Genomic DNA, 22,493 nt, shown 5'->3' with positions numbered 1-22,493 from the left:
AAATAAATCAGTAAAGGTATTTTTCATATCAATGGGTTCTGGCATACTTAGTTTAAGTTAAGTCAAAGAGAGCCGAAATGTCGGATTTGATTAAAAACAGTATCAAAACTATTCCAGATTATCCTAAAGCTGGAATTCAATTTAGAGATGTCACATCTTTAATGCAAAACCCTGAAGCTTTTTCAGCAACTATCAATGCATTCTACGAACAATACAAAGACGCAGGCATCACAGCCATCGTTGGTACAGAAGCTCGTGGTTTCATTTTTGGAGCACCTTTAGCTTATAAAATGAATGTTGCATTCATTCCGGTTCGCAAGCCTGGTAAGTTGCCAAGGGAAGTTATATCGCAGGATTATCAATTAGAATACGGTGAAGATATTTTAGAGCTTCATACGGATGCCTTGTCAGCGAGCGACAAAGTTTTAATGGTTGATGATTTATTAGCAACTGGCGGTACAATTGAAGCGACAACAAAGTTAATTCGTAAATTGGGCGCAACAGTAAATGACGCTTGTTTTGTGGTAAATCTGCCGGATATTGGCGGTGAAAAACGTTTATCTGCATTAGATATAAACAGTTTCAGTCTTACTGAATTTGAAGGCGAATAATTTTGAACAAGGACGGTAAGTAAGCATGAGTTATCAGGTACTCGCACGAAAATGGCGTCCTACTAAGTTTTCTGAGCTTGTTGGTCAAGATCATGTTAAGTCAGCAATTATTAACGGCCTTACTCAGCAACGAACTCATCATGCTTATCTATTTACCGGTACTCGTGGAGTGGGAAAAACCACTATCGCGCGTATATTTGCAAAAAGCCTAAATTGTGAAACAGGGATCTCCGCAGAGCCTTGTGGCACTTGCCCAGTATGTCTTGATGTTGATGCAGGCCGATTTGTCGACTTAATAGAGATCGATGCTGCCTCTCGAACAAAAGTAGGTGATACACGAGAAATTCTTGATAACGTTCAATATGCACCAACTCGTGGTCGTTATAAAATATACCTAATTGATGAAGTTCACATGCTGTCGCGTCACAGCTTTAATGCGTTGTTAAAAACGTTAGAAGAGCCACCAGAGCATGTGAAGTTTTTGTTGGCGACGACGGACCCTCAGAAGTTACCTGTTACTATTTTGTCACGTTGTTTACAGTTTAACCTGCAAGCTTTGTCAGTTCCTCAAATTAGCGCGCAGCTTAAACACATCCTCGATGCTGAAGGCATTCCATATCAAATTGAAGCGTTAGATTTACTCGCTAAATTTGCCAGAGGCAGCATGCGAGATGGTTTGAGTCTCACGGACCAAGCAATTGCTCAGTCAGGACAAAACGTCACGTTAGATATTGTTCAACACATGTTAGGAACAGTTGATCAATCCTGGAGCCAACAAATACTTCTGTCTATAGCGAAAAAGGATTCAGCTAAACTAGTTGAGCTTTTTGCGAAGTTGAGACAACAACAGCCTGACTTTTCTAAAATATTTGATGATCTTATTACCTTAACTCATCAAATCGCCATGTGTCAGTTATTGCCAGCGGCGGCACAATTAAGCGAATCAAACGAAACTCTTATTAAAGCATTAGCGTCGTCTACATCAGCGGAACAAACCCAAGTTAACTATCAGCTTCTAATTCAAAGTAAAAGAGAGCTGCCATATAGCACAGACCCAGGCTCCGCTCTTGAAATGGCGTGTTTACGCTTATTAGCTTTTACACCAACAACTGAACTAAATATCGAAAAAAAAAACGCTGAAGTCGAACTAAATGATATTGAAATTGTAGAATCTGCTTCTCATACTGTTGAAGCAGTTGAAGCAGTTGAAGCAGTTGAAGCAGTTGAAGCAGTTGAAGCAGTTGAAGCAGTTGAAGCAGTTGAAGCAGTTGAAGCAGTTGAAGCAGTTGAAGCAGTTGAAGCAGTTGAGCCCCTTCCTGATTATGGGAATGTCCTTTATGACGAAAGTGACGTCTCCGACCATTACCAAGATTACGCTGAATCCACCGCAAACGCCTTAGGCTCTTCACTGGAATCACAGCCACCGGAACAGCAATCAACAAATGGAGCGTTATCGAGTGAGTTTGATGCTATTGAATATACTTCCAGCGAGTCTGCATTAAACGGCACTACATCAAGCGAGACTGCATCAAGTGACTCAGCAACGGCATTTACGCCAAATATAGACTTTCCAGATGATGCTGAACAAAACCCTGTTATGGCGATACTAGCCAGTCGTGGAATAAATTACTCAAGCAAAGGCTCAGCGTCATCGGATAACAACAATTCGCAGTCTGAATCAAAAAACGGGCAATTAGAAACTAGCCAATTAGGAAATAGCTCAGCGCAAGCTCATAAGCCTGCACCTAAGCCAGACATTAAGTTAGCGCCTAAAGCGCAGCTGGAGTCGGGGGCAGAATCGGAGCATGAACCTCAAGCTGAATCTCAAGATGACCTTCAAGAAGAACCTCAAACACAAGCAAATTTAGGTGGAGGGCATGCAAAACCCGGTGATACGCCTAATGTTGTTGAAGTTGAACTGCAAGATGTGGATAGTGAAGAAGTCCGTTATGCCCACGAAGTTGACCGCTGGGCTGCCATGATTGAGCAGTCTCATTTAATGGGGCTTGGCCGACAGTTAGCGTTAAATAGTGAAGTTAAAATTGACGGTAGTCGTATTGAGCTTATTGTTCGACAAGAGTTTGCGCACCTTTTAAATGAAAATTCAGAGCAAGAACTAACGGCCGTGGTTGCACAACTGGCACCGGCTTCAGAGTTTATTATTAATAAGAGTGCAATTACCACAACAGCACCTGCGGATATTCAGCAAAATATAAATTTAAATAGACAACAAAGAGCGGAAGATAGCATTCATCAAGACCCTGTTATAAATACACTGGTGAATGAGTTTGGCGCAAAATTAATCGAGAATTCAATTAAACCTTTATAACAAGACAGAAAGCCTTGTTTTAACCAAATTAGACCGCATAATTAGCGGATAGAATTGAGAGGAAAATATTATGTTTAAAGGCGGAATGGGCAACATCATGAAACAAGCCCAGCAAATGCAAGAAAAAATGCAGAAGATGCAGGAAGACTTAGCAAAAATGGAAGTTGTTGGTGAAGCAGGCGCAGGCCTTGTTAAAGTAACAATGCTAGGCAGTCATAACGTAAAACGCGTTGAGCTTGACGAGTCTTTGATGGAAGACGACAAAGACATGATTGAAGATCTTCTAGCAGCTGCTGTTAACGACGCAGTTCGTCGTGTTGAAGAAATGAACAAAGAACAAATGGGCAAAGTAACTGGTGGTATGGGAATGCCTCCAGGCATGAAAATGCCGTTCTAAGTTTTAGCGTTACTCCAAGGTTAAGCATACAGATAATATGTGTTTTAAAATCTTGGGTAGAATCAAAAGCCGATCTTAGTATCGGCTTTTTTGTATCCAAATATGTATTTTTAAATGACGTGTTTTTTTATACAGTCATTGAATGCTGGCAAGCTTTATATATCCTATTGTTTTAAACAGCTTACGCATCTGCATCTGAGAACCCACAAAAGGCGTTTATGAAATTTCTACATACATCTGACTGGCACATTGGTCGTCAATTTCACAATGTATCTTTGCTCGAAGATCAGCAACATGTGCTTAATCAGATTATTGATTACATAAAAGATGAAGCGGTTGATGCCGTTGTTATTGCCGGTGATATTTATGATCGCTCATTGCCGCCAGCCTATGCAGTTGAAGTATTAGACAACGTATTGTCTTTGATTTGTAGCGAGCTAAATGTGCCGGTGATTATGATCCCTGGGAATCATGACAGTGCAGAACGAGTTCGTTTTGGTGCAAAACAAATGAAGTCGTCGGGATTGCACATTTTAGGCAGCTTAAAGGATGTGGCTGAACCTGTTGTTATTAAAACCAGTGATGCCGAAGTGGCTTTTTACGGTATTCCCTATTGCGAACCTCTTATGGTAAGAGATGTATTTAAGTCAGACGTAAAAACTTATGACGAGGCCCACACTTTTTTAGTCAACGAAATCAAGCAAGTCACCCAGCAAACAAACAGCCAACACCAAGTGAATGTGCTGTTAAGTCATTGTTTTATAGATGGCGCTGAAGAGTCTGACTCGGAAAGACCATTGCAAATAGGCGGCGCAGACAGAGTAAGTTATCAGCCATGTGCCGACTTTGATTACGTTGCATTAGGACATTTGCATAGCCCACAATATAAAGGCGAACAGCATATACGCTATTCAGGTTCGATTATGAAATATAGCTTCTCAGAGCAGAACCAAAAAAAGGGCGTGACGTTAGTAGAGGTAAATGAAACCGGACTTGTATCGCAAAAGCACTTGCCTCTGATCCCATTAAGAGACATGCGTATTCTTGAGGGTGAGTTAGCGACCATTTTAGAAAACGGCAAAGTTGACCCAAACAGCGATGACTATTTACTTGTGCGCTTAACGGACAAACACGCCATTTTAGATCCAATGGGCAAGCTGCGAAGTGTGTATCCCAATGTCCTTCATCTTGAAAAAATAGGCATTCAAGAGTCAAGTAATACAAAACTAAAAAAAGAGTCACTTAAACGAGGCGAGCTTGAAATGTTTAAAGACTTTTATTCCCAAGTGGCCGGCGAGCCTATGTCTGACGAGCAACATGAACTTGTTGCAGACTTGGTGTCAGGTTTGGTTTCAGGGGCAGAGCCCGGTTTAGTTTCAGGAACAGCGCAGCAGCCAACAGCTAAAAGCCAATCAGGGAAGGAATAAGCATGAAGCCACTTAAATTAACGGTTCAGGCGTTTGGGCCATTTTCTGGTACTGAATTTGTCGATTTTGAAAAGCTAGGGTCAAACCCTTTGTTTTTGATTAATGGCGCCACTGGTGCTGGTAAAAGCTCAATATTAGATGCGATTTGTTTTGCTTTATACGGGCACACAACTGGCGCTGAGCGCTCTGCATCACAAATGCGTTGCGACTTTGCCGATATGAAATTGCTTACGGAAGTGACGTTAGACTTTAGCTTAAACGACAAACGCTACCGTATTACTCGAATTCCTATGCAGGAACGTGCAAAAAGCGTAGGTGAAGGCACAACTACTCAGCAATCAAAAGCCTCAATGTGGGAGCTAGATGGTTCTGCCGAAAATAGGCTGATGGTATCGACTAGCGTTAAAGACGCCGATAAAGAAGTGCAAAATTTAATTGGCCTTAATGTTGATCAATTTAGACAAGTGATGGTTTTGCCTCAGGGTAAATTTAGAGAGCTATTATTAGCTGACTCAAAAGATAGAGAAAAAATATTTAGTCAGCTGTTTCAAACATCCGTATACAAAAAAATAGAAGAAGCACTAAAAGTAAAGGCTTCGGATATTACTAAAAAAGTAGACGAGCACAAAAACCAAATCAAAGGTATTTTGCAGAGTGCGGACTTAAATAGCGAAGATGAAATTACGAGTGAATTAAAACAATTAGCTCCGTCTTTGGAACAAGCTTTAAATTTAAAGAAAACTGCAGAAAGCCAAGTTAAAAATGCAGAAAAGTCATTAGAAAATGCAAAGCAATTAGACGCTAAATTTATAGCGCAAGCTGCTAAAGAAAAAGAGTTGTTGGCGCATAAAACAAACGAATCGCTAAACGAGCAAACAAAAAAGACCATACAGCTAGCAAATGTGGCCCAAAAGTTAACACCTAAATTTGAAGCGCAACAAAACACAGAAATTAAACTGAAAACAATCAAAGTTTCATTAGACATTAGTTCTAAGCAAAGAGATGAGGCAAAGACAAAGCTAACAAATGCAGTGACGCAGTTAACGGTTGCTGAACGTGATCACCAAAACGTAGCCTTGCTACAAAAACAGCACAATGATTTACAGCAGTATTTAAAACTAGCCAACGATTTAGTTGCGGCTAAAAATAACCTGAATGTCTCTGCGCTTAAAGCGAAAAAAAGTAAACAAAGCTTAACGTCTGCTTTAACAAATATAACCACTGTAAAATCGAATATAGACAAAAAAGACTCACAGGTAATTTTACTATCGAATGAAGTTGAGTTATTGCCACAGGAGCGAGTCAAACTAGAAAAGCTTTTAAAGTCTGTTAAGGATAGGGAAACGTTAAAGAAGCTGGTTACTGATTTAAACCAGTTAACGTTGAATACCTTATTGCTTGAAGGTAAGTTAAATGACAGCAACGTAAACCTGACCGCTTTAACTAAAAAAGCAAAAGAAGTTGAATATTCTTGGCATGCAAATCAAGCGGCTATATTGGCACAAGAGCTTAATGACGGCTCACCATGTCCCGTTTGTGGCAGTTTAGCGCATCCACAGCCTGCTAAAGCTGTAACTGCAGGAAGCGCAGAGGGTGAAGACCCTACGATGGTTAGCAAAGCGGATGTTGATGCAGCTAGAGAGCAGGTTGTTTTGCAAACTCAGGCTCGAGACAAGGTAAAAGCAGAGTTTGACGATGCTTTAAACAAACAAAAAGTGAAAGGCAGTCTAGTTGAAGAGCTGACGAAAGAGCTGACCACAGAGCAAAACATGGCTCACAGCTCACTCAATAACTCAGACCAAAACTCAGTCAATGGCTCAGATCAAAACCCAGACCCAAGCCTAGTCTCAGCCAACTCAGTTGATCTGAACGTAGAAACCGCTCAAGTTAAATATCAAGCTCAACTGAAATTCGTAAATACGCTACTAGCTACTAAACAAAGCTTGGAAAAGCTTAAGTTAGAATTACTTAACGACAAGCAAACATTAACTCAGCTAGAAACTTCTATCGTTGAGCTTGAAACTCAAGCTAACCACGACAATGAACAGCTTGTGATAGCAACGTCAACGGTACACCAATTAGAACAGCAACTGCCTGAAGAGCACCGCGACGCTCATAAAATTCAAGCAGAGATGGCAAACAGAGTTCAGACTATTTCTGCATTGGAGTCTGGATTAGCCGCTGCGCGAACAAACAAAGAAAGTGCACAAAGTACCGTCGATCAACTTGAAGCAAGTACTCAGGCCTTAATAAATCAGTTAACAGTACAACAACAAGAATATGAAGTTGCTATTAACGCTTGGCAAAACGCGATTCAGGAAAGTACTTTTGATGATGAAATTAGCTTTAAAAATGCTTGGCTTAGTGAGGTAGATTTATCGTTATTGAGTCAGCAAGTAGAGCAATACAAAAGTCACTTAGACACATTAAAGGGCGCAATGGCCCAATTAAATACAGAGCTTAAAGACGCAACAAAACCTGAACTTCAAAACTTAACTGAAGCGGTGACTGAACTTAAGCAAGCTTTTCATCAAAAAGATAATGAATGGCGAGCGCTAGAAGAGCGTAACAATCAATTATTGTCAGTACAGAAAAAGCTAAAGGTTGCTCATCAAACCAATGAAGCGTTAGAAAAACAATATCAAGTTGTAGGTACGCTTTATCGAATATCAAATGGATTAGACGGCGATAAAATCAGTTTGCAACGTTTTGTCTTGAGTGTATTGCTTGATGATGTGCTTATTCAGGCTTCGCAGCGATTGTCATTAATGAGTAAAGGTCGTTATCAGTTAATTCGTAAAGAAGAAAAAGCCAAGGGAAATAAAGCGTCAGGGTTAGAACTAGAAGTTGATGATGCCTACACAGGAAAGTCGCGTCCTGTGGCAACGCTTTCTGGTGGTGAATCATTTTTAGCTGCATTATCTTTAGCGCTAGGTTTGTCTGATGTGGTTCAATCCTATTCGGGTGGCATAAAGCTGGATACATTATTTATCGATGAAGGTTTTGGCAGCTTAGATCCAGAGTCTTTAGAGCTTGCTGTTCGAACGCTAATAGATCTTCAATCTTCGGGCCGAATGATAGGCATTATTTCCCATGTTTCGGAATTAAAAAGCCAAATGGGCCTTCGAGTAGATGTTAAATCTGGTCCAGCGGGCAGTGAAATATCGACAGTCGCGGTGTAAATAATTAAAACAGATTAGATTACTTTTATCTGTGCTTTTGGTATCGTACCGGAAATTACGTAATGCGTTAAAAGGTTAGTTTGTGCAAACATCTCTGCTTCAAAAAATGATAGAACAATTACAGTGTTTACCAGGTGTTGGTCCAAAGACCGCGCAGCGTATGGCTTATCATTTGTTGCAGCATAAACGCCAGGCCGGTACTGAATTAGCGAATACGTTAGCAACGGGCTTAGCGGAAATCGGTCAATGTAAACAGTGCCGAAATTACACAGAGCTTGAGCTTTGCGATATTTGTACAAACTCACGCCGTACGCAAAATACATTACTGTGCATTGTTGAGTCGGTTTCTGACTTAGCCGCTGTTGAACAAAGTGGTCATTTTTCAGGACGTTATTTTGTTTTACACGGTTGCCTATCTCCAATCGATGGCGTTGGTCCACAAGAGCTTGGTTTATCACAACTTGAAGAAGTGCTTGCAAGTGACGGCTCTGATCCTTCTAAGCCGCTGGTGGAAGAAGTTATTCTAGCTTTAAATCCAAGTGTAGAAGGTGAAGCAACGTCTCATTATATTGCTGACATCTGTAAATCCAACAATGTTGCAATTACTCGTATTGCGCATGGTATTCCGGTTGGTGGCGAACTTGAAATGGTTGATACTTCAACAATGAGCCATGCATTAATGGGCCGTAAACAGTTTTAGTTGTGACTCTTTCTTAAGCAATCACACATTTTTTTACGGAATTAAAATTCCCCCCTTGAAAAGCGTTAAAAGCACACTTATTTACTTGTCATCAAACGATTAAATAATTAACGTAAATCATTAAAGGAGACCCTGACAATGGCAGAAGCAGCCACTCAAGGTAAACAAACTCACGGCTTTCAAACCGAAGTAAAACAACTACTACAACTTATGATCCATTCTTTGTACTCAAACAAAGAGATCTTTTTACGTGAATTAATTTCAAACGCAGCGGATGCCGCAGACAAATTGCGCTTTGAAGGACTATCAAATAATGACTTATATGAAAACGACGCAAATCTACGTGTTTCGTGTAAGCTTTGACGCCGACAAAAATACCGTAACGATTGACGATAACGGTGTTGGTATGGACGCGGAAGACGCGGCTAATCATTTAGGTACCATTGCAAAGTCAGGTACAGCCGACTTCTTTAAAAACCTAACGGGCGACAAAGCTCAAGACTCTCAACTAATTGGACAGTTTGGTGTTGGTTTTTACTCGGCATTTATCGTTGCAGATAAAGTAATTGTTCGTTCTCGTAAAGCAGGCGATAGCAAAGACAACGGCGTTGAGTGGACAAGTGAAGGCGAAGGCGAGTACACAATTGAGACAATTGAAAAGTCGACTCGTGGTACAGAAATTACTTTATTCTTAAAAGAAGATGAAAAAGAATTTGCTGATGACTACAAGCTTCGTCAAGTAATCAAAAAATACTCTGACCATATCTCTACACCAGTAGAAATGTGGAAAGATGGCACTCCAGAGTCAGAAGGCGAAGACGGCGAAAAAATTGCTGCCACTGACGGTGAGTGGGAAGTTATCAACAAAGCCGATGCGCTTTGGACTTTAGACAAGTCTGAACTTGAAGACAAAGATTACCAAGAATTTTACAAGCACATTAGCCATGACTTTGAAGATCCATTAACGTGGGCACACAATAAAGTTGAAGGTAGCAGTGAATATACGTCGTTATTATATATTCCTAAAAAAGCACCATTCGACATGTGGAATCGCGATAAGCAACGTGGTTTAAAACTATATGTACAGCGTGTTTTCATTATGGACGACGCTGAACAGTTTATGCCAACGTACCTTCGTTTTGTAAAAGGCTTAATTGACTCAAACGACTTACCTTTAAACGTATCTCGTGAAATTTTACAAGACAACAAAGTGACTCAAGCGTTACGTAAAGCATGTACATCACGTGTTATTAAAATGCTTGACCGTATGGGTAAAAACAAGAAAGAAGACTATCAAGTATTCTGGAACGAGTTTGGCCAAGTTCTAAAAGAAGGTCCAGCAGAAGACTTCGCTAACAAAGAAGCGATTGCTAAGTTATTAAGATTCACATCAACACACAATGATGACGCGACTCAATCTGTGTCTTTCCCTGACTATGTTGAGCGTATGAAAGAAGGCCAAGATAAGATTTATTACTTGGTAGCAGATTCATATGAAGCAGCGGCAAACAACCCAGCACTAGAGATATTCCGCAAGAAAGGTATTGAAGTTGTGCTAATGGTTGACCGTATTGATGAGTGGTTGATGTCACACTTAACTGAATTCGACGGCAAGCAGCTTGTATCTGTTACTCGTGGTGATTTAGACCTAGGTGACCTAGAAGACGAAGAGTCTAAAAAAGCACAAGAAGAAGCGGACAAAGAGTTTGCATCTAGCATCGAACGTTTCCAAACAGCGCTTGACGGAAAAGTTAAAGAAGTGAAAGTATCTCACCGTTTAACTGATTCGCCAGCATGTATTGTTACAGGCAACAGCGACATGAGCCCGCAAATGATTGACCTGATGAAACAAATGGGTCAAGAAGTGCCAGACGTTAAGCCGGTATTTGAATTGAACATGGAACACGAGTTAGTTAAGCACGTAGATCAAGTTCAAGACGAAGCGCAATATAAGCAATGGGTAGAAGTATTGTTAGACCAAGCTACTCTAGCTGAGCGTGGCACCATTAAAGATCCTGGTGCGTTTGTGAAACGTTTAAACACACTAATGATGTCATTAACTAAGTAAAATAATAGTTAAAGGTCAGTCATAGCTAGATTATTGTTTTAATTAAAATAGCTAAAATGAAAGGGTAAGCAATAGCTTGCCCTTTTTTATGTCTAAAATTTAGTCATGCAAAGTTAAATTAACAATTCTGTTAATGAATCCTTACCCTAGCGGCTTGTTATCACTGGGTTATTGTGCCAAGATTCTGAGTATAATTTTTTTACTTTCACTTGGATTTGCAGAGGATCATTTCATGCGGATTATTTTACTTGGCGCACCAGGTGCCGGAAAAGGTACACAAGCCCAATTTTTAATGAACAAATTTGGCATTCCACAAATCTCTACTGGTGACATGTTGCGTGCTGCTATTAAAGAAGGCACGCCATTAGGTTTAGAAGCTAAAAAAGTAATGGACGCAGGACAGCTAGTATCTGACGATCTTATTATTGGTTTAGTTAAAGAACGTATCAAAAAGGCTGATTGCGAAAATGGCTTTTTGTTAGACGGTTTCCCTCGTACCATTCCTCAAGCTGATGCTATGAAAGAAAACGGTATTTCAGTGGATTATTGTTTAGAGTTTGATGTTCCTGATGAAGTTATCGTAGACAGAATGTCTGGACGACGAGTCCACCCAGCGTCAGGTCGTGTATATCACGTTGTTTACAACCCACCTAAGGTTGAAGGCAAAGACAATGAGACTGGCGATGATTTAATGGTTCGTGATGATGACCAGCCTGAAACAGTTCGCAAACGTTTAGGTGTTTATCATGAGCAAACTCAGCCACTTGTTGCTTATTACAAAGCAGAAGCAGATGCAGGTAATACTAAGTTTGCTACTATTGATGGCACACAAGCTGTTGAAAGTGTAAGCGCTAAGCTTGCTGAAGTATTAGCGTAAAACTTAACGCTAATGACTAAGAAAAACGCCGCATATGTGGCGTTTTTTTGTTTTAGAAGAAAACTGGTAAGTTGACTATCAATAGCAGTTCTATTTTTTGATATGTTTGATACTCACTAGAATATATAAAATATTGGCTATAAATATCCTAATAAATATAAATAATAAAAAAAGGGAACAATAATGATAATTAAATACACAGCATTTTATGCCGGCATGTTAGCCGTTTTTTATGTTGCACTGTCGTTTCGCATTATAAAGTTACGACTGGTACACAAAGTTGGTATTGGCCATGGTGAATCTAATACATTACATCGTGCGATTAGAGTACACGCTAACTTTGCTGAGTACGTGCCATTAGCTTTATTGTTATTGGCCTTTCTAGAGCTTAACAAGGCGGAGGTTTGGGTACTCAATATTTTAGGAACGGCACTACTGATTGGACGTTTATTTCATGCAATGGGTTTAGGTAAAAGCGCTGGTACGTCAATTGCTCGCACTATTGGTGGGATATTAACTTACTTGATGATGTTAGCGGCAGCGTTGTTAAATATTCTAGCGGTTTATTAAGTTTTTGATATTTACTAAAGCCTAAAGCAAAGCCAAATTTTAGATATAAAAAAACCGGAACAAGTTCCGGTTTTTTAAAAAGTATAATTACAAAAATTATAGCGCGTTAATTTGAGCGTTTAAACGACTCTTATGACGTGCTGCTTTGTTTTTGTGAATTAGACCTTTAGTTGCATAACGGTCAAGAACTGGTACAAGTGCAGTAAATGCTTCTTGTGCAGTTTCTTTTTGACCAGCTTCGATAGCTGTTACAACTTTTTTCATGAAAGTACGCATCATAGAACGACGGCTTGCATTGTGACGACGAGCCTTCTCAGAAGTTATAACGCGTTTCTTAGCAGACTTAATGTTAGCCAAGGCTGACTCCTAAACTTTTTAATTCAAATAACCGGTTTTTTAAGGCCGAGGAGTTTGCCTTTTTATACTGCTTTTGTCAAATCATTTTAAATGGAAAAGCTAATTTATAAATGACTAAAAGTCTGGCAAGCTATGCATGTTTTATTCTGCGGCGGTTAAAGGAAATATTTTGGCGTTATTAAAGTCGAGTCTGATCGTTTCGTTCATGACTCTTATATCAAGGGTATTAGGTTTAGTCAGGGATGTTGTCATTGCTACCTTTGTAGGTGCAGGGGTCAACGCTGATGTTTATTTATTTGCTAATCGCATTCCTAACTTTTTAAGGCGCTTGTTTGCCGAAGGCGCATTTGCGCAGGCTTTTGTCCCCGTTTTATCAGAAGTAAAAGAAAAACATGGAGACGACGCGGTTTCGTGAGTTGGTCGCCAAAGTTTCTGGCACGTTAGGTGTCATTGTTCTGGGTTTGACTGCTTTTGCTATTGTTGCGTCTCCGCTGATTGTCATGGTTTTTGGTACTGGTTGGTTTATTGATTGGTGGCAAGGCGGTGAAGATGCCGCTAAGTTTGATATGGCCTCTGCATTATTAAAAATTACATTTCCTTATTTATTCTTTATTACTTTTGTCGCCTTATCTGGGGCGGTTTTAAATGTTTATAACAAATTTGCAGTTGCAGCATTTACACCAGTATTCCTAAATATTTCGATTATTGCCTGTGCCATTCTGTTTAAAGACACTTTTAGTGATACCGCTTATGCACTTGCTCTCGGTGTGTTTGTTGGCGGGTTAGTTCAATTTTTTTTCCAGTGGCCGTTTTTAGCTAAGGCTGGTTTATTAGTCAGGCCCAAATGGGGCTGGAACGATGAACATGTAAAGCGCATTCGTCTTCTTATGTTACCTGCGATATTAGGTGTGTCAGTTCATCAATTAAATGCATTAGTTGATACGGTTATCGCTTCTTTTTTAATGACGGGCTCTATTAGTTGGTTGTATTACGCGGATCGATTAATTGAGTTTCCTTTAGGGCTTTTTGGAATCGGTATCGCCACGGTAATTTTGCCAAGCCTGTCAAAGCTTCATAGCACTAATAACCCAGCGAAGTTTCAAGAAACCATGGATTGGGCGTTAAAAATGGTGTTGTTAATGGCATTCCCTGCGTTAGCAGGTCTAATTGTTTTAGGCCCTTTAATTATTAAGATTTTGTATACACATGGTGAATTTACCGCAACGGATGGTCAGCAAGTTTATTTTGCGCTTATTGGTTATGCATCTGGGTTAGTTAGTTATATGACCGTTAAAGTATTAGCCCCTGGTTACTTTGCAAGACAGGACACCAAAACACCGGTGCGCTTAGGTATTATCGCGATGTTATCCAATATAGTGTTCAATTTTATGTTAGCGCCATTTTATGGTTTTGTAGGCTTAGCGATTGCTACGGCCATGTCAGCAACGTTAAATGCCGGCATGTTATATTGGGGATTGCATCAGCAAGGCGTTTACAGGCTTTCTAAGGCCACCATTGGTTGGATTGTGCGCCTAGTTGCTGCGACAACTGCTATGGTATTTATACTTGAATACATTAAACGCTCAGGTTGGTTTGCAACGGAGTCGTTTTGGCAAGAATCAGTGATGTTGTTTTCATTAATTGGCGTTGCTGTAGTGGTTTATTTTGTAAGTTTAATTTTATTTGGTACACGCAAACGGCATTTTAGACAGGGCGCTTAATTTAATCTCAATTTATATTACATAATTGTTGCTTTATCGAACGCTCTGGGTAGTAATTAGCCTAGCTTTGCCGTTATAATTCTTGGGTTTTTTTTAACAGTTTATGAAGGTCCGATGGAGTTAGTTCGAGGTTTAGTCAATTTATCCGAAAAACACAAAAATTGTGTTCTGACGATAGGTAATTTTGACGGTGTACACATGGGCCATCAACATGTGTTGAACAAGCTGAAAACTGAGTCTAAAAAGCATGGTGTTCCATCTGCCGTGATGATTTTTGAACCTCAACCGCAGGAAGTATTTTTAGGCGATAAAGCCGCTGCGCGAGTGTTGACCTTCAGAGACAAATTTAAAAAATTAGAGAAACTCGGTATTGACCGACTGATATGTGTTCGTTTTAACAAAGAGTTTGCAGGAATGGCAGCAGACGAATTTATAGAATCTTTGTTAGTAGACAAATTAGGCGTAAAGCACTTAATTGTTGGTGATGATTTTAAGTTTGGTGTGAAACGTAGTGGCGACTTTGCATTATTGCAAAAAGAGTCAGAAATTTGTGGCTTCAGTGTTGAAGATACAAAAACGTTTAAATACTCGGACCAAAGAGCGAGCAGCACGGCAATTCGAAAATATTTACAAGACGCTGATTTTAAAGCAGCCGAAGATTTATTAGGTGAACCATTTGTTATGCAGGGCCGAGTTATTCACGGTCAAAAAAACGGTCGTAAATTTGGTTTTCCTACAGCGAATATAGCTGTGAAAAGGAAAGTATTACCTATCAAAGGTGTGTTTGTTGTTGAAGTTGAATTGAACAATCAGACCTTTTATGGCGTTGCAAATATTGGCAATAAGCCAACGTTAAATGGCGTAAAGCCTGTGTTAGAAGTAAATATATTTAACTTTGACCAACAAGTGTATGGGCAAAGGTTATCGATCAAACCTCTGAGTAAAATTAGAGATGAACAAAAATTCGAGTCGATAGAACAACTCATTTCTCAAATTAAACTGGATGTAGCAACGGCTAAATCCAAACTAAGTCAATATGGAATCAAATAACCATGAGTGATTATAAACATACTCTTAATTTACCTGAAACTGCGTTCCCTATGCGCGGTAACTTGGCACAACGCGAGCCAAAAATGTTAGACGAATGGACCAACAAAGATTTGTACGGTCAAATTCGTGCAGCAAAAAAAGGTAAAAAGAGCTTCATTTTGCATGACGGCCCTCCTTATGCAAACGGTGATATTCACCTAGGTCACTCGGTTAACAAAATTTTAAAAGACATTATTGTAAAGTCTAAAACGTTATCTGATTTTAATTCGCCATACGTACCTGGTTGGGACTGTCACGGTCTTCCAATTGAGCTAATGGTTGAGAAAAAAGTTGGCAAGCCTGGTAAGAAGGTTGACGCTGCAACATTCCGTCAGAAGTGCCGTGAATATGCACAAAAGCAAATCGACGGTCAGCTAGCTAGTTTTGTTCGTTTAGGTGTTTTAGGCGATTGGAACAATCCATACAAAACAATGGATTTCAGTTCTGAAGCTAATATCATTCGTGCGTTAAGCAAAATCATTGATAATGATCATTTACAAAAAGGTGCTAAGCCTGTTCATTGGTGTACAGATTGTGGTTCAGCACTTGCTGAAGCAGAAGTTGAATACCAAGACAAAGTATCTCCTGCTATCGATGTTATGTTTACTGCGGTAGACAGTGACGGTGTTGCTGGCAAATTTTCAGAACTAGACGCTGGAAAAGGCGAGGGTGATGTTTCTTTTGTAATCTGGACAACCACTCCTTGGACTCTTCCTGCTAACCGTGCCATCTCTTTAGGCGCAGACGTCGAGTATTCTCTAATTCAAGTTAAGTCTGCTGAAGGATTTGATAAGCCATTTAGATTAGTACTAGCAACTGACTTAGTTGCTGACTGTATGACACGTTTTGATATTACTGACTTTACTGTTTTAGGTCACTGTAAAGGTGCTGACTTAGAATTAGTTCAAGCTAACCACCCATTCTATGACTTCTCTATCCCAATGATCTTAGGTGATCACGTAACAACTGACGCTGGTACAGGTTGTGTACATACAGCTCCAGGGCACGGTCAGGAAGATTTCACGGTTGGTTTACAGTACAACATTGAAGTAGCAAACCCAGTTGGACCAAACGGGGTTTACGTACCAGGTACTGAATTCTTTGAAGGTCAACACGTATTCAAAGCAAACGATAACGTTGTTGCGTTACTTCAAGAAAAAGGCAAGTTACTTAAACATGTGGCGTTTGAACACAGCTACCCTCATTGCTGGAGACACAAAACACCAATCATTTTCCGTGCAACACCTCAGTGGTTTATCAGTATGGATAAAGCTGGTCTTCGTCAGCAATCTATTGAACAGATTAAAGACGTAGAATGGCTGCCGGAATGGGGTGAAGGCCGTATTAAAGGTATGGTTGAAGGTCGCCCAGACTGGTGTATTTCACGTCAACGTACTTGGGGCGTGCCAATTACTCTATTCATTCATAATGAAACAGATGAGTTACACCCAAATAGCATAGAGCTAATGGAACAAGTAGCTCAACGAGTTGAAAAAGAAGGTATTCAAGCTTGGTGGGATCTTGATTCGGCTGAGTTGCTTGGTGAAGAAGCAAGTCAATATCGCAAAGTAGAAGATACGCTAGACGTTTGGTTTGATTCAGGTGTGACGCATCACTTTGTTGTAGATGCTCGTGAAGAGTTTGATAAAGCCCCTGATTTATACCTAGAAGGTTCAGATCAACACCGTGGTTGGTTTATGTCGTCGTTAATGACTGGCACAGCGATGAATGGCAAAGCGCCATACAACCAAGTACTAACCCATGGTTTTACCGTTGATAAAAACGGCCACAAAATGTCTAAATCATTGGGTAACATCATTGCACCTAAAGAAATTACAGGTGTATACGGTGCTGACATTCTTCGTTTATGGGTAGCCTCAACTGACTACACTGGCGAAATGACCGTTGATAAAGAAATATTCAAACGTTCTGCCGATACTTATCGTCGTATTCGTAACACCTCTCGTTTCTTATTAGCTAACTTAAATGGCTTTAATCCAGAAACAGACTTAGTTGCTGAACAAGATATGGTGGCACTTGATCGCTGGATTGTAAGCAAGGCTGCTCGTTTACAAAACGAAATCGTAACGGCTTATGACAAGTACCAATTCCATAACGTAATGCAAAAGCTAATGAACTTCTGTTCAGTAGACTTAGGTAGCTTCTACTTAGATGTAATTAAAGACCGTCAATACACAGCTAAAGCAGACTCTACGGCTCGTCGTTCATGTCAAACTGCGCTTTACTACATTGCCGAAGCAATGACGCGTTGGATGGCTCCGGTATTGTCATTTACTGCACAGGAAATTTGGCAAGAGCTTCCTGGTGAGCGTGAAGAATTTGTATTCACAGGCGTTTGGTATGAAGGAATTGAGAAATTTGCTTCTGATGGCGAATTAGGTGACGACTACTGGTCTCAAGTATTAGCAGTTAAAGAGCAAGTAAACCGTGCTTTAGAAATTGCTAAAAAAGACAAACTAGTGGGCGCTTCTTTAGCGGCTGACGTTACACTTTATGTAAGTGATGAGATTAAAGATGTACTGCTAACGTTAGAAGACGAACTTAGATTTGTTCTAATTACTTCAACCGTATCTATCGCGCCGCTGGCAGAAAAAACAGACGATGCGTTTGATTCAGAAGTAGATGGGTTATTTGTTAGCGTTGCTGCCAGTTCAGCTGAAAAGTGTGAGCGTTGTTGGCACCACGTTGAATCAGTAGGCCAAAATGAAGAACATAAAGATTTATGTGGTCGTTGTATTGAAAACGTAGAAGGCGCTGGTGAAGCAAGGAAGTTTGCGTAATGTCGTTTAAGGATTTAAAAGCCAACGGATTATGGTTTATCGCACTAGGTGTGCTGGTGGTGATCTTAGATCAAGCCAGCAAACTTTGGATTTTAGCCAACGTACCACTTTATTATGACATTAATATCTTACCTATATTCGATATTACTTATGTCAGGAATTACGGTGCTGCGTTCAGTTTCTTGAGCAATCAAGATGGTTGGCAACGATGGTTTTTTACGGCGATAGCCTTTGGCATTAGTGCGTTACTTATTTATTGGATGGCAAAAACGCCATGGCGTGAACAGCGCCAATTATGGTCATACGGACTTATTTTAGGCGGCGCTATTGGTAATGTTACTGATCGTTTAGCCTATGGCTACGTAGTAGATTTCTTACATTTCTATTATGAAAATTGGCATTTCCCTGCATTTAACGTAGCGGATATGGCGATTAGTTGTGGTGCAGCGTTATTAATTTTAGACGCCATCCTAGAAGCCAAAAACGAAAAATTATCTAAAGGTATTAATTAGTGAGTACAAAAAGTATCCAATCTGGAAGTGAAGTTGTTTTTCACTTTACTATTAAGTTATCAGACGACTCTGTTGCGGATAGTACAAAAGTAAGTAACAAACCAGCTAAACTTGTAATTGGCGACGGTAGTTTAACAAAAGGTTTTGAGGACTGTTTATTAGGTCTTGAAGCAGGAGCTGAAGCTTCTTTTACGTTACCGCCAGAACAAGCATTTGGACAGCCAAATCCAGATAATATTTATTATGTAGACCGAACTAAGTTTAGTGAAGTAACACCTGAAGTAGGCACTATTGTTGCCTTTACACAACCAGATGGTAATGACTTGCCAGGGTTAATTAGGGAAGTTGCTGGACAGTCTGTAACGGTAGATTTTAATCACCCGTTAGCTGGACAAACATTGACTTTTGAAGTTGAAATTCAAGAAGTAAATCACGCTTAAGTGAATAGATAGAGAGAAAATCTGATGGATATTTTATTAGCAAACCCACGAGGTTTTTGTGCCGGAGTTGACAGAGCTATCTCCATTGTAGAGCGTGCACTAGAAATCTTTCAGCCACCTATCTATGTTCGCCATGAAGTAGTTCATAACAAGTTTGTTGTTAATGGTCTTAAAGATCGCGGCGCAGTATTTGTTGATGAGCTAAATGAAGTGCCAGATGACAGCATTGTGATTTTCTCTGCTCACGGTGTTTCTCAAGCAGTACGTCAAGAAGCTAAAAACAGAGGCCTGAAGGTATTTGATGCTACTTGTCCGTTAGTGACTAAAGTACATATGGAAGTAACACGAGCGTCAAGAAAAGGCATTGAATGCATTCTTATTGGGCACCAAGGTCACCCTGAAGTCGAAGGTACTATGGGCCAATATAGTAGTGATGAGGGCGGGATTTACCTAGTTGAGTCGCCAGATGATGTTGCTACGCTTGAAGTTAAAAATCCAGACGCACTTTATTACTGCAGCCAAACTACCTTATCTGTTGATGACACGGCTGATGTTATTGATGCTTTAAGAGCTAAATTTCCTAAAATTGAAGGACCTCGTAAAGACGATATTTGTTATGCAACACAAAATCGCCAAGATGCAGTTCGTCAATTAGCCAGAAAAGTAGATTTAATGCTGGTGGTTGGTGCCGCTAATAGTTCTAACTCAAATAGACTTCGTGAACTTGCAGAAAAAGTAGGTACTAAAGCTTACCTTATAGATGATGCCAGTGACATTGAGCTAGACTGGTTAGCTGAGCAACCTGCAATTGGTGTGACAGCTGGTGCGTCGGCACCAGATGTATTAGTGCAAGGCGTTATTAATCGACTTAAAGAGTTAGGCGCCAATAACGTACACGAGAATCCAGGCAAAGAAGAAGACATTGTTTTTGCTGTGCCAGCTGAATTGAGATAGCAAAACTCTTAATTAAAAAGTACAGAATCTTCATTACAAGGACAGTAAATTTCGCTAAGTATGATTTTTCATTAATAATTTTATATAGTACGATGAAAAATCATACAGCTGGACACTTAAAAGGAACTAACTTAATCTGATAGTATGCGGTCGATTAAGCGGTAGGGCGGATGATGAGAAAAATCAACGGATATAGCCAACAAAAACACCAGAAACCTGGTAACTCAATACATATAACATCAAAACCTTCTAAACAAATGGGTGTTGGGTTGATAGAAATATTGATCTCTCTATTTGTCATCTCTATTGGCTTATTAGGCTTAGTTGGCCTTCAGTTCACCGTTTCAACGTCTAACCAAGACGCTTATGTTAAGTCTCAAGCAACTATTATCAATGAAAGCTTAGCGGATAGAATTCGCATAAACAGGCAGTACCAAAACCGAGGTGATAACACCTTGCCACCAATTGATGGTACAGATAACGCGTATACAACATTAGACAATTATAATTTTAGAAACAATGGCGACTGCAGTAAAACAGAGTTTGAGTGTTTTTGTGAAAATGTCCCACAAAATATCGTAAATTGCCGCGATGAGGGAGGAGCCGATGCGCAACTTTGTACACCAGTTCAAAGCGCTGTATTTGACGCATATGAAGTGAGTTGCATGGCTGCCGCTGTGATGGATGATATGGAAGTTGGCGCAGTCGCATTAAATGCGATACCTGCAGCAAACGGAGATGTTGTCCCACCTAATACAACATTAACCGTTTATGTAGCGTGGCCTGCAACAATTTGGAAAAACTTAGACAAAGCCGTAAATGAGATGTGCTCTGACATACTTGATGAGCAAGGTATTGTTGGTGACTATGAATGCGTTTATATGGACGTCATTGTTGGAGATCTAATGTTATGAGTAGCCTAGCGCACTTTAATAGAAGAGCCTCAAAAAACAAATATCAAAAAGGCTTCACTCTGGTTGAGCTACTGGTATCTTTGACTTTAGGCCTAATTATTACTTCTGCATTAGTTCGGGTTTATCAAAGTAACAATAATCTTCAACGCTATAACTACGCTCTATCAAATATTCAACAAGACGGTCGTTATATCATTTCAACTCTAAGAACGAGTCTGATGGAAGTTGGGCGCTACAATGAGTTCTCAGCAGACTTAGATAGAAGCGTTGACGTAGAGATAGAAAAAGCCTTCATTAAAGATAATCCTGTGGTAATCGAGGGTGATTATGCAGTAGACGTAGCGGTTGGTTCAAAAGATGGTGCCGCTGCAGGTCCTGATACGTTAGTTGTAAACATAATGACGGTAGATAGTTGTACTGGCTCTAATTTTGACTTTGTTGAAGGGCAGGAATTTCATACGGTGGATGAGTATTACTTAGATGGCAATACCTTTAAGTGTCGAGGTCATGATGGTAGATACTTGCGTGGTGAAAAAGGAAATGGCTCGTCGAATCAAGCAGTATCATTGTTAGAGAATGTTTATGACTTTCAAGTTTTGTACGGGATTAGTTTACCTATAGGGGCAATGGAAACCGGTTCAGTTACCTCATGGGTAACAGCAGATCGTGTAAACGCCTTTGATAGACCTGACGGCAGTACGTCCGTTGTGGCAATTAAGTTAGCACTTCTTATAAAAAATGATGATGATATTTTTGTTGAGAATCAGCGTAAATTAAAAGTGCTGGGAAACAATGCATTTAATCAGCCGGATGATGGTCTTTACCGTGTTTTTGAGACGGTTATTTTATTTCGAAATGCCTGGGCGCATTTAACAGTAGGTGGTTAATAGGTGAAATTAAAAATCAGTAAACAGAAAGGCATCGTCTTAATCATTGCACTTGTCATTTTAACCTCTATGACGGTGGTCGGCGTGAGTTCTATATCATCAGGTGTAATGCAAACAAAAATGGCCAGCAATCAGAACACCGTTTCCTTGGCTTTTGATGCCGCTGAAGTAGCCGTTGAGGGGATTGTTCACGAAGGGAGTTCGGCAAATCTGCGCGCTGGAATTGTTATGGGCGGTGCAGGAGTGCCTGAAGTTGATGTGCTAACTGCGGCGAGAAACGCAGGGGCGATAACAAATAATAATCAAGTGGACATGGCGCAATTGCCAACGTGTGATCAAATAGCTAATGCACTGTGGTCACAAAGAAGAGTTAATGCCGCTGGCTTACAAGATAACGCCGTTCATAATGGTGGTGGAGCTATGATGAATGTGCCAGAAATAAATGCCTGGTCAAAGTCTGCGTTTGTTGGACTGAAAAACATTACTGACCCAACGTCAGGGCTTGTATCAAGCATTGTAGATACAGACGGTGCAAGGAATAGAACGGTATTTGAAGTATTTATGTTAAAAGGCTGTGGACATGTTAACGGGACAGTAATAAATGCGGCTAATACAGTTGTTGTGTCTAGGCAATCTGTTGAGCTAGGAGAAAATTAA

General features: G+C 40.1%; 17 protein-coding genes and 2 pseudogenes. 18 read left to right on the top strand and 1 reads right to left on the bottom strand.

Annotation, left to right across the window (positions count from 1 at the left end):
• Positions 1–77 precede the first annotated feature (77 nt).
• From apt to GNP35_RS02790, 9 genes and pseudogenes are all read left to right on the top strand, one after another.
• Positions 78–611, top strand: a complete 534-nt coding sequence (gene apt / locus GNP35_RS02830; protein ID WP_155694323.1) for an adenine phosphoribosyltransferase — start codon at positions 78–80, stop codon at positions 609–611.
• A 25-nt stretch (positions 612–636) separates the two neighbouring features.
• Positions 637–2,940, top strand: coding sequence for a DNA polymerase III subunit gamma/tau (gene dnaX / locus GNP35_RS02825; protein WP_155694321.1), 2,304 nt, complete (start codon positions 637–639; stop codon positions 2,938–2,940).
• Between the two features lie 70 nt (positions 2,941–3,010).
• Entirely contained in the window at positions 3,011–3,337 is a 327-nt protein-coding gene (locus GNP35_RS02820) for a YbaB/EbfC family nucleoid-associated protein (protein ID WP_155694319.1), read from the top strand.
• 218 nt (positions 3,338–3,555) lie between these two features.
• A complete protein-coding gene (locus tag GNP35_RS02815; protein ID WP_155694316.1) occupies positions 3,556–4,764 on the top strand; it encodes an exonuclease SbcCD subunit D in 1,209 nt (402 codons plus the stop codon).
• A 2-nt stretch (positions 4,765–4,766) separates the two neighbouring features.
• Positions 4,767–7,946, top strand: a complete 3,180-nt coding sequence (locus GNP35_RS02810; protein WP_155694314.1) for an AAA family ATPase — start codon at positions 4,767–4,769, stop codon at positions 7,944–7,946.
• A gap of 82 nt (positions 7,947–8,028) precedes the next feature.
• Positions 8,029–8,646 carry a recombination mediator RecR gene (recR, locus tag GNP35_RS02805; RefSeq protein WP_330997675.1) on the top strand — a complete coding sequence of 206 codons (618 nt, stop codon included), beginning with the start codon at positions 8,029–8,031 and terminating at the stop codon, positions 8,644–8,646.
• A 138-nt stretch (positions 8,647–8,784) separates the two neighbouring features.
• A pseudogene (htpG, locus tag GNP35_RS02800) lies at positions 8,785–10,714 on the top strand (molecular chaperone HtpG).
• A gap of 232 nt (positions 10,715–10,946) precedes the next feature.
• A complete protein-coding gene (gene adk, locus GNP35_RS02795) occupies positions 10,947–11,591 on the top strand; it encodes an adenylate kinase (protein ID WP_155694312.1) in 645 nt (214 codons plus the stop codon).
• 183 nt (positions 11,592–11,774) lie between these two features.
• Positions 11,775–12,161, top strand: coding sequence for an MAPEG family protein (locus GNP35_RS02790; protein ID WP_155694310.1), 387 nt, complete (start codon positions 11,775–11,777; stop codon positions 12,159–12,161).
• A gap of 96 nt (positions 12,162–12,257) precedes the next feature.
• Here the strand turns inward: GNP35_RS02790 and rpsT are convergent, their stop codons facing one another.
• Positions 12,258–12,518 (bottom strand): 30S ribosomal protein S20, encoded by a 261-nt coding sequence (gene rpsT, locus GNP35_RS02785; protein ID WP_155694308.1) that lies wholly within the window; start codon positions 12,516–12,518, stop codon positions 12,258–12,260.
• Positions 12,519–12,723: 205 nt separating this feature from the next.
• Here rpsT and murJ point away from each other — a divergent pair.
• The 9 genes and pseudogenes from murJ (at position 12,724) to GNP35_RS02740 (ending at position 22,493) form a co-directional block, all read left to right on the top strand.
• A pseudogene (gene murJ / locus GNP35_RS02780) lies at positions 12,724–14,239 on the top strand (murein biosynthesis integral membrane protein MurJ).
• A 114-nt stretch (positions 14,240–14,353) separates the two neighbouring features.
• A complete protein-coding gene (gene ribF / locus GNP35_RS02775) occupies positions 14,354–15,289 on the top strand; it encodes a bifunctional riboflavin kinase/FAD synthetase (protein WP_155694306.1) in 936 nt (311 codons plus the stop codon).
• 2 nt (positions 15,290–15,291) lie between these two features.
• A complete protein-coding gene (gene ileS / locus GNP35_RS02770) occupies positions 15,292–18,129 on the top strand; it encodes an isoleucine--tRNA ligase (protein WP_155694304.1) in 2,838 nt (945 codons plus the stop codon).
• Entirely contained in the window at positions 18,129–18,641 is a 513-nt protein-coding gene (gene lspA, locus GNP35_RS02765; protein WP_155694302.1) for a signal peptidase II, read from the top strand. The genes ileS and lspA overlap by 1 nt, the downstream gene beginning before the upstream one ends.
• Positions 18,641–19,081 carry an FKBP-type peptidyl-prolyl cis-trans isomerase gene (fkpB, locus tag GNP35_RS02760; protein ID WP_330997674.1) on the top strand — a complete coding sequence of 147 codons (441 nt, stop codon included), beginning with the start codon at positions 18,641–18,643 and terminating at the stop codon, positions 19,079–19,081. The genes lspA and fkpB overlap by 1 nt, the downstream gene beginning before the upstream one ends.
• A gap of 24 nt (positions 19,082–19,105) precedes the next feature.
• Positions 19,106–20,035, top strand: a complete 930-nt coding sequence (gene ispH, locus GNP35_RS02755; RefSeq protein WP_155694300.1) for a 4-hydroxy-3-methylbut-2-enyl diphosphate reductase — start codon at positions 19,106–19,108, stop codon at positions 20,033–20,035.
• Between the two features lie 173 nt (positions 20,036–20,208).
• Positions 20,209–20,949: a type IV pilus modification protein PilV gene (pilV, locus tag GNP35_RS02750; protein ID WP_196492395.1), complete on the top strand. Its 741-nt coding sequence runs from the start codon at positions 20,209–20,211 to the stop codon at positions 20,947–20,949.
• Positions 20,946–21,836: a PilW family protein gene (locus GNP35_RS02745; RefSeq protein WP_196492410.1), complete on the top strand. Its 891-nt coding sequence runs from the start codon at positions 20,946–20,948 to the stop codon at positions 21,834–21,836. Before pilV ends, GNP35_RS02745 begins: the two co-directional genes overlap by 4 nt.
• Before the next feature lie 3 nt (positions 21,837–21,839).
• Positions 21,840–22,493, top strand: coding sequence for a pilus assembly PilX family protein (locus GNP35_RS02740; protein WP_155694294.1), 654 nt, complete (start codon positions 21,840–21,842; stop codon positions 22,491–22,493).

Source organism: Psychrosphaera haliotis, assembly GCF_009728465.1.
GTDB classification, from domain to species: Bacteria; Pseudomonadota; Gammaproteobacteria; order Enterobacterales; family Alteromonadaceae; genus Psychrosphaera; species Psychrosphaera haliotis.
The sequence above is the reverse complement of the archived record's forward strand: the minus strand, read 5'-3'. Positions and strand labels throughout refer to the sequence as shown.

Bases quoted from the DNA above. Each gene is read 5' to 3' on its own strand.
- apt (WP_155694323.1), top strand. From the start codon at position 78: ATGTCGGATTTGATTAAAAACAGTATCAAAACTATTCCAGATTATCCT.
- dnaX (WP_155694321.1), top strand. From the start codon at position 637: ATGAGTTATCAGGTACTCGCACGAAAATGGCGTCCTACTAAGTTTTCT.
- GNP35_RS02820 (WP_155694319.1), top strand. From the start codon at position 3,011: ATGTTTAAAGGCGGAATGGGCAACATCATGAAACAAGCCCAGCAAATG.
- GNP35_RS02815 (WP_155694316.1), top strand. From the start codon at position 3,556: ATGAAATTTCTACATACATCTGACTGGCACATTGGTCGTCAATTTCAC.
- GNP35_RS02810 (WP_155694314.1), top strand. From the start codon at position 4,767: ATGAAGCCACTTAAATTAACGGTTCAGGCGTTTGGGCCATTTTCTGGT.
- adk (WP_155694312.1), top strand. From the start codon at position 10,947: ATGCGGATTATTTTACTTGGCGCACCAGGTGCCGGAAAAGGTACACAA.
- GNP35_RS02790 (WP_155694310.1), top strand. From the start codon at position 11,775: ATGATAATTAAATACACAGCATTTTATGCCGGCATGTTAGCCGTTTTT.
- ribF (WP_155694306.1), top strand. From the start codon at position 14,354: ATGGAGTTAGTTCGAGGTTTAGTCAATTTATCCGAAAAACACAAAAAT.
- ileS (WP_155694304.1), top strand. From the start codon at position 15,292: ATGAGTGATTATAAACATACTCTTAATTTACCTGAAACTGCGTTCCCT.
- lspA (WP_155694302.1), top strand. From the start codon at position 18,129: ATGTCGTTTAAGGATTTAAAAGCCAACGGATTATGGTTTATCGCACTA.
- ispH (WP_155694300.1), top strand. From the start codon at position 19,106: ATGGATATTTTATTAGCAAACCCACGAGGTTTTTGTGCCGGAGTTGAC.
- pilV (WP_196492395.1), top strand. From the start codon at position 20,209: ATGAGAAAAATCAACGGATATAGCCAACAAAAACACCAGAAACCTGGT.
- GNP35_RS02745 (WP_196492410.1), top strand. From the start codon at position 20,946: ATGAGTAGCCTAGCGCACTTTAATAGAAGAGCCTCAAAAAACAAATAT.